Below are 6,287 nucleotides of genomic sequence, written 5' to 3'. Positions count from 1 at the left end.
AAATTCTTCACTATATTTAGCCATAAAAATACACCCCAGAAGTCAGATTGTAACTCTAACTTTTGGGGTGCAGATCACTTTTTCAGTGGCCTCGCAAAGCAAGGGGATTATCTTATGACTGATAAAGATAGTTATTTCAATTTTTTTGCCAATCCATTCCATACATAATGGACCTCATCTGCAACCTCGGCTGCATCTTGCGCGATCCATCCAGCAAGATCTCTCAACATTCTCTCATCCTTATGCAAAGGGACAATCCCTCTACCGACCTCCACCATAATGAGAACGATTTCATTCGCTCTTTTCCGTTCTTCTTCCTTTAATAACTGAAAAAAAGATTGCATACTCCTTCGAATTTCATGACTGTTCTCTTTTTGCTCTAACTCATCAGCTACCCAGTTTTCCCAACCTTCCAGCACTAACGTTGAATCTTTTTCCCATCTTGCTTCCCACTCTGAAAGTGCATCGCGGTTGTATGCAGATAGCCAATTACACTTTGGATTTCTTTCTCTCACTATTTTACTTTTTCCCGAAAAGGCACCTCCGATAACGAGCTGCATACCCATTCTCCTTTCTGCCAAACGAACGACAACCTTATTCCTTGTCCATGTTTCACTATAAAGTTCCAAAAGGTGTGAGACGAAACCATTTTTGAAACAAAATAGCGAATGACCCCTCCATGAGTCATGACCAGAACTTGCTGTTTGGAATGTAAAGTATTTTCTAGTATTCGTTGAAATAATTCGTCAAAAAAAGCGTTAATTCTAGCTTTAAACTCTTCACCAGACTCTCCATTTGGCACGTTAGAATGTTCCCAATTATCGATCCATTTCCGATATGCTGAATCATGTTTTAACTCTTCATAGGTTTTCCCTTCCCAATCCCCAAAGTTCATTTCTCTTAATCTAGTATCAATAGAAGTATGCGAAGAAAGATTTAAATAGGACAATGTTTCCTGGCAACGACGTAAATCACTCGTAAATACATGATCAAAATGCATTCTCTTTAATTCTTCTTTCAAATCTGTTAACTCAGTTAGTTCACTATTTATTACTTCTCGGTCAGTATGTCCTAAGTAACGTTTCTCTTTATTCCAATCCGTTACCCCATGACGAACGAAAAATAAATCCATGTAATGGCAAGTCCCCATAGTTCGCCTCCTTCAATAGCTGTGCCTAATAAGTCCCCATTCGTCCCTTTAAACGTATGTTTAATCCAAAAACCAAACAATACGAAGAATAGAAAATATGCTGGTAGTAAATAGAGGAATTCATGAAAGAAGAACAGGATTACACAAATAGGGACAGCAGCATATAAACAATCAAGTTGACTTATATTCTTCTTCCATTCCCACGCCAAGCCTTGTTGTTTTGCAGTAGGTAGAATAATCATTAGAGCAACAGCTCCTAAGCGGGAAAAAGCTAAAATGAAAAGGAACGAATATAGGGGAACAAATGAGTCGAGCAAAACATAAATCAACATCACTTTCCAAGCCAATAAAAATAGAAGCGCAATGTTACCAAAACTCCCGACATGAGGGTCTTTCATAATCTCCCATTTTCTTTCAAGCGAAGCGTTTGAACCTACTGCATCAGCTACATCCATCCAACCATCTAAATGTAATCCTCCTGTAAGCCACACCCATAAAGTAATAATAAGTAAAGTCATAATACTTAGAGGAAGATACGATTCAAATGACCACGTAATGGCCGTTATAATTGAGCCCAATAAAATACCGACAAGAGGGTAACTTCTAATGGCCCACTTACTCGTATGTTTGTTCCAAGGACAATGAAAAGGAACTGGTAGCCGCGTAAGAAATTGAATCGCCAATATAAAACCAAACATCATTTGTTTCATTGTTCTTCTCCCTTCCAATAAGTAGGGAGTCCTGCAATAACTTGAATAGCCTGCTCTGCGTGTTGCACAATGGTCTTATGTATCGATTGCAAAGCATACATATATGTCAGAACTCCTTCAGAAGAATGAGGAAACCCTTCATTTACATCATTGGATACAAAAATAAGATGAAATCGCTTTTCTTGTGCAATGGTTAACCAACTGTCCACAGCATCTTCTAATGTATTCGTGCTATATTCTAAATCGAACATGACATTACTTAACCATATGGTTAAACAGTCGATAAGGATAACATCTTCTTTGTTACAATTTTTAAGAAACGATGAGAAGTCATAGGACTCTTCAATCGTCTCCCACTCTTTTATTCTCTCTTCTTGATGAATTCGGATTCGTTCTTCCATTTCAGTATCGCTTCTTTTGGATGTTGCTATGTAATACAAGCGCGCATGTTTATTTGCTCTTTGCGTTTTTTTAAAAGTAGAAACAGCTATATGTTCTGCAAAACGACTTTTACCCGAACGAGCACCACCAGAAATAAACATGATCACGATTCATTTCTCCACTTCCTAAGAACAGAAAGTAATTGCTCATTTTCTTCTTTAGACCTAATCGCAATTCGTATGAACTCTCCATTTAGTCCTTTAAAATTATGAGTATGCCTAGTGACTATTCCATGTCGTAATAAAAATTGAAAGAGCTCATTTGTTCGTTGCAGATGCACTTTATCTTGCAAAATATAAAAGTTTACTTCTGAGGGCGAAACGTAGAAATCTAAAGCTGTTAAGGTCTTCGATACATATTGAGATTGATCAATTAGCCATGTTTTTGTATCGTCAACAAACGTCGTATCTTCAAGAAGTTTGGGAACAATCGCATCCGCCATCGAGTTAATGCTCCAAGGAATTTGCTCATCTTTTAACACGGTAATTATGTTTGGATGCGCCATAATATATCCGATTCTAAGCCCAGGAATGGTATACATTTTTGTTAAAGAACGTAATAAAATTAAATTGGAGTATGTAGATAACCATTTAGAAAGAGAAGGAATAGAGGACGGCAGAAACTCTACAAACGCCTCGTCTACTACAATGCTCGTTCCCGTTTTTTTCCCTTCTTCTAAAAGCAGTTGTAATTCTTCCTCTTTCACTACCGTACCTGTTGGATTATTAGGTCGACACAAAAAGATAACATCTGTTTTATTTAATTTTTCAAAAATGTATTTTAACGGTAACTGAAATTCATTTTCCGACTCAAAAAAGACATCTTCCACATCAATATGATAGTGGTGACATGCTCGTTCATATTCCAGGAAGGTGGGATGAACAATTAATGCTTTCTTATTTTCAAAATATTTCGCCACTAAAAAGATAGCTTCCGCTCCACCATTTGTTAGTAGTAGCCTATTCTCTTCTATTCCTTCATGATTAGCTAACGAAACACTGCTGCTAGAATACGCCGGCTCAGGGTAACGAGTAATCGTGTCATAAGAATCACGTAATGCTTCTTTTAACCAAGATGGAGGTCCTAGAGGATTTAAGTTTGCACTAAAATCAAGTATTTCCATACCCTTTTCCATCTTAAAAAGTTGTTTGATCGTTTCTGGCTGCCCACCATGATTTGGCCACTTCATTGTTTCACCTCATTTAAATTATCTAAACAAAAATAAGAAACACACTCCCATAACAAAAAAGACAATCCAACCGCCATGCATATATAAAATTGATTTTTCTATATCTGATCGGACTAGCTTTCGTAATGGATCCCCCATTGTAGCCCGTATAGACTTTACTCCACTATAGTAATTAACTCCACCTAGTTGAATTCCTAATAATCCAGCTACCATAGCCTCTGACCAACCACTGTTCGGACTAGGATGTTTCCTTGCGTCTCTCCATGTTATTTTCACCCCATGTTTCATTCTAGACCCTCTTATAAAAAAGGAAGCAATCCACATCGAAAGTGCCGTTACCCTTGCAGGAATCCAATTTGCTACATCGTCAAGCTTTGCTGAAGCCCATCCAAATTGCATAAATCTTTCATTTTTGTATCCAACCATTGAATCTAACGTATTAATGGCTCGATACACCATCGCAAGTGGCGCTCCACCAATTATCGCCCAAAATAGTGGAGCTGTTATTCCATCGACTGTATTTTCAGCCACAGTTTCGACGGTACCTCTAACGACTTCACTTTCAGGTAAGCTTTTCGTATCACGGCCTACAACCATGCTTACATTTTTCCTTGCTTCTACTAAATTGCCTTGAACTAAAGGAGTGAGGACGTTTTTGGCAGCTGTTCGAAGACCTTTTATCGCAATGGTTGTTGAAATAAGGTATATTTCGACTAAAACACCAGCAACCGGATGTAGTTGATACGCAAAAAAGACGATCGAAAAGGAAATGCAAAATATACTTAAAATGACTGTTACTGTTAAAATAATCCCTTTTCTCATTCGCCTTTGTCCTCGGTTCCACCTAGTCTCTAAAAATGAGATTAGCTTGCCCATTTGTACGACAGGGTGTGGAATCCAACAAGGATCACCGATTATCAAATCTAATAAAATAGCAGCCAATAAAATGACACATAATATAATAATTGGATCGTTAAATGTACTAAGATAACCTAACATTTTTTTTGATTCCTTTTTTCATAATTTCGTTTTTCTTCCTCTGTATCATAGATCATTCGACCTTGGATCCCGTCTCCTGTTCCTTTTCTTGAAAATCGATGATCATTCTATGTATGCGATCTAACTGAATATTTTCTCTAACAACCTTGGCTAATAAATCAAATCCTTCTTCTCTTTTTATGGCAAATGAGGCTCTGTTATGAATGGGAGACAATCCTTTTGTCTGCCTTATCTCATTTAGTAAAACCTCTCGGAATAAATCATTATGAAAGATACCGTGAAAGTAAGTCCCGATTATTTGCTTATCATGAGTGATCATTCCTTCATTTCTTTCTGATAATTGAACAAAATGATTGCATTCCTTTTCATAGTGAGACTCCCCCATATGAATCTCATACCCAGAAACTGGAATGTTTTTCTCGCCAAATATAGCAATCCCTCTAGACTGAACCGTAGTTTTTTTTGATGCCATCGAGGTTGTCATCGGAATGAGTCCTAATCCTTCAGCCATTTTTTTCGACGATTCCATTCCGTACTTATCCTCAATTCTATTACCTAACATTTGGTACCCACCACAAATACCAACTATCATCGTCTCTTTCTGCTCCAAATCTAATATCCGATTGGCTAAGCCGGTGTCGTGTAAGAACATCATATCTTCAATTGTATTTTTACTACCGGGCAATATAAGTAAGTCAGGTTCTCCTAATTCTTCTGCCTTTCTTACAAACCGAACATGACAATCTGTTTCCTCAAAAAAAGGATCGATATCCGTAAAGTTTGAAATCATTGGATAACGTATGACAGCAATATCAATCTCTTTTGAGGAATCTACTTTAGACGTATAATTGCTCAAAACGACTGAATCTTCTGCCTCAATCAGTAAGTCGTCCATATATGGAACAACGCCTAAAATAGGAACGCCCGTATATTCCTCAAACCAGGTAAGTCCTGGCTGTAATAATGATACATCTCCTCTGAATTTATTAATAATAACACCAATCACTCTTTTTCTATCTTTTGGTTCAATGAGCTGCAATGTCCCGACTAAACTAGCAAAAACGCCCCCCTTTTCAATATCCCCAATTAAAATCACTGGTGCGTTAGCAATTTGTGCGACACGCATATTCACAAGTTCCCGGTCATTTAAATTCACCTCAGCAGGACTCCCGGCCCCTTCAATGACAATTCGTTCATATTGAATTGACAATCTGTCGTAAGATTCGCGAATTAATTGTAACCCTTTTTGAAAAAAGTCTTGCCTATATGCCCCAGCTTTCATATTTTTATAAGGTTTACCATTAACAACAATTTGAGATTTGTATTCTCCACTTGGTTTAATCAAAATTGGGTTCATATCCGTTGTCGCAACGACGCCCGCTGCTTCAGCTTGTACACCTTGTGCACGACCAATTTCTTTTCCGCAAGCAGTAATGTAGGAGTTTAAAGCCATGTTTTGTGATTTAAAAGGGGCTGTGTTAAAACCATCCTGAACAAATATCCGACATAAAGCAGTAACGAGAGCGCTTTTGCCAGCATCTGAATGAGTACCTTGAATCATTAGAGGAATCGCTTTATTCATGAGAGTTTTACTCCTAACTTTAGATATTTTACTGTATGAAAAGAATAGTTCGATTGTTCAAAAAGAATTAAGATCGACCTTTTCTCTTATGTAGTGCGTTCATGTTTGCAATGGCTTCACTCGCCGTGCGCCTTCCTGCGAAGTTCGCTCAAAAGGCTTAAAACATGACGGCGGTTCCGCTCATTGCTTAGAGTAGGTGCAAAAAGGTAAAGTTCG

Annotated in this window: 7 protein-coding genes; all 7 read right to left on the bottom strand. The window is 37.8% G+C overall.

Annotated elements, in window-relative coordinates:
- Nucleotides 1-131: 131 nt before the first annotated feature.
- Genes SLH51_RS24210 through SLH51_RS24180 form a run of 7 tightly spaced genes read right to left on the bottom strand, consistent with a single transcriptional unit; the run spans nucleotide 132 to nucleotide 6,071 of the window.
- On the bottom strand, nucleotides 132-515 hold the full coding sequence (locus SLH51_RS24210; protein WP_335964150.1) for a bifunctional adenosylcobinamide kinase/adenosylcobinamide-phosphate guanylyltransferase: 384 nt from the start codon (nucleotides 513-515) through the stop codon (nucleotides 132-134).
- A complete protein-coding gene (locus SLH51_RS24205; protein ID WP_335964149.1) occupies nucleotides 515-1,150 on the bottom strand; it encodes a histidine phosphatase family protein in 636 nt (211 codons plus the stop codon). The genes SLH51_RS24210 and SLH51_RS24205 overlap by 1 nt, the downstream gene beginning before the upstream one ends.
- On the bottom strand, nucleotides 1,102-1,860 hold the full coding sequence (cobS, locus tag SLH51_RS24200; protein WP_335964147.1) for an adenosylcobinamide-GDP ribazoletransferase: 759 nt from the start codon (nucleotides 1,858-1,860) through the stop codon (nucleotides 1,102-1,104). The genes SLH51_RS24205 and cobS overlap by 49 nt, the downstream gene beginning before the upstream one ends.
- Nucleotides 1,857-2,402, bottom strand: coding sequence for a bifunctional adenosylcobinamide kinase/adenosylcobinamide-phosphate guanylyltransferase (locus SLH51_RS24195; RefSeq protein ID WP_335964151.1), 546 nt, complete (start codon nucleotides 2,400-2,402; stop codon nucleotides 1,857-1,859). Before SLH51_RS24195 ends, cobS begins: the two co-directional genes overlap by 4 nt.
- A 2-nt stretch (nucleotides 2,403-2,404) precedes the next feature.
- Nucleotides 2,405-3,490 carry a threonine-phosphate decarboxylase CobD gene (gene cobD / locus SLH51_RS24190; RefSeq protein ID WP_335964146.1) on the bottom strand — a complete coding sequence of 362 codons (1,086 nt, stop codon included), beginning with the start codon at nucleotides 3,488-3,490 and terminating at the stop codon, nucleotides 2,405-2,407.
- A gap of 18 nt (nucleotides 3,491-3,508) precedes the next feature.
- Nucleotides 3,509-4,489 (bottom strand): adenosylcobinamide-phosphate synthase CbiB, encoded by a 981-nt coding sequence (gene cbiB, locus SLH51_RS24185; protein ID WP_335964144.1) that lies wholly within the window; start codon nucleotides 4,487-4,489, stop codon nucleotides 3,509-3,511.
- A 52-nt stretch (nucleotides 4,490-4,541) separates the two neighbouring features.
- A complete protein-coding gene (locus SLH51_RS24180; RefSeq protein ID WP_335964143.1) occupies nucleotides 4,542-6,071 on the bottom strand; it encodes a cobyric acid synthase in 1,530 nt (509 codons plus the stop codon).
- Nucleotides 6,072-6,287 lie beyond the last annotated feature (216 nt).

It is taken from the genome of Halalkalibacter kiskunsagensis (assembly GCF_037027555.1).
Classification (GTDB): domain Bacteria; phylum Bacillota; class Bacilli; order Bacillales; family Bacillaceae_D; genus Halalkalibacter; species Halalkalibacter kiskunsagensis.
Note: the sequence above shows the minus strand (reverse complement) of the source record. Positions and strands in the feature narration are given on the sequence as shown.

Bases quoted from the DNA above. Each gene is read 5' to 3' on its own strand.
- SLH51_RS24205 (WP_335964149.1), bottom strand. From the start codon at position 1,150: ATGGGGACTTGCCATTACATGGATTTATTTTTCGTTCGTCATGGGGTA.
- cobS (WP_335964147.1), bottom strand. From the start codon at position 1,860: ATGAAACAAATGATGTTTGGTTTTATATTGGCGATTCAATTTCTTACG.
- SLH51_RS24195 (WP_335964151.1), bottom strand. From the start codon at position 2,402: ATGTTTATTTCTGGTGGTGCTCGTTCGGGTAAAAGTCGTTTTGCAGAA.
- cobD (WP_335964146.1), bottom strand. From the start codon at position 3,490: ATGAAGTGGCCAAATCATGGTGGGCAGCCAGAAACGATCAAACAACTT.
- cbiB (WP_335964144.1), bottom strand. From the start codon at position 4,489: ATGTTAGGTTATCTTAGTACATTTAACGATCCAATTATTATATTATGT.
- SLH51_RS24180 (WP_335964143.1), bottom strand. From the start codon at position 6,071: ATGAATAAAGCGATTCCTCTAATGATTCAAGGTACTCATTCAGATGCT.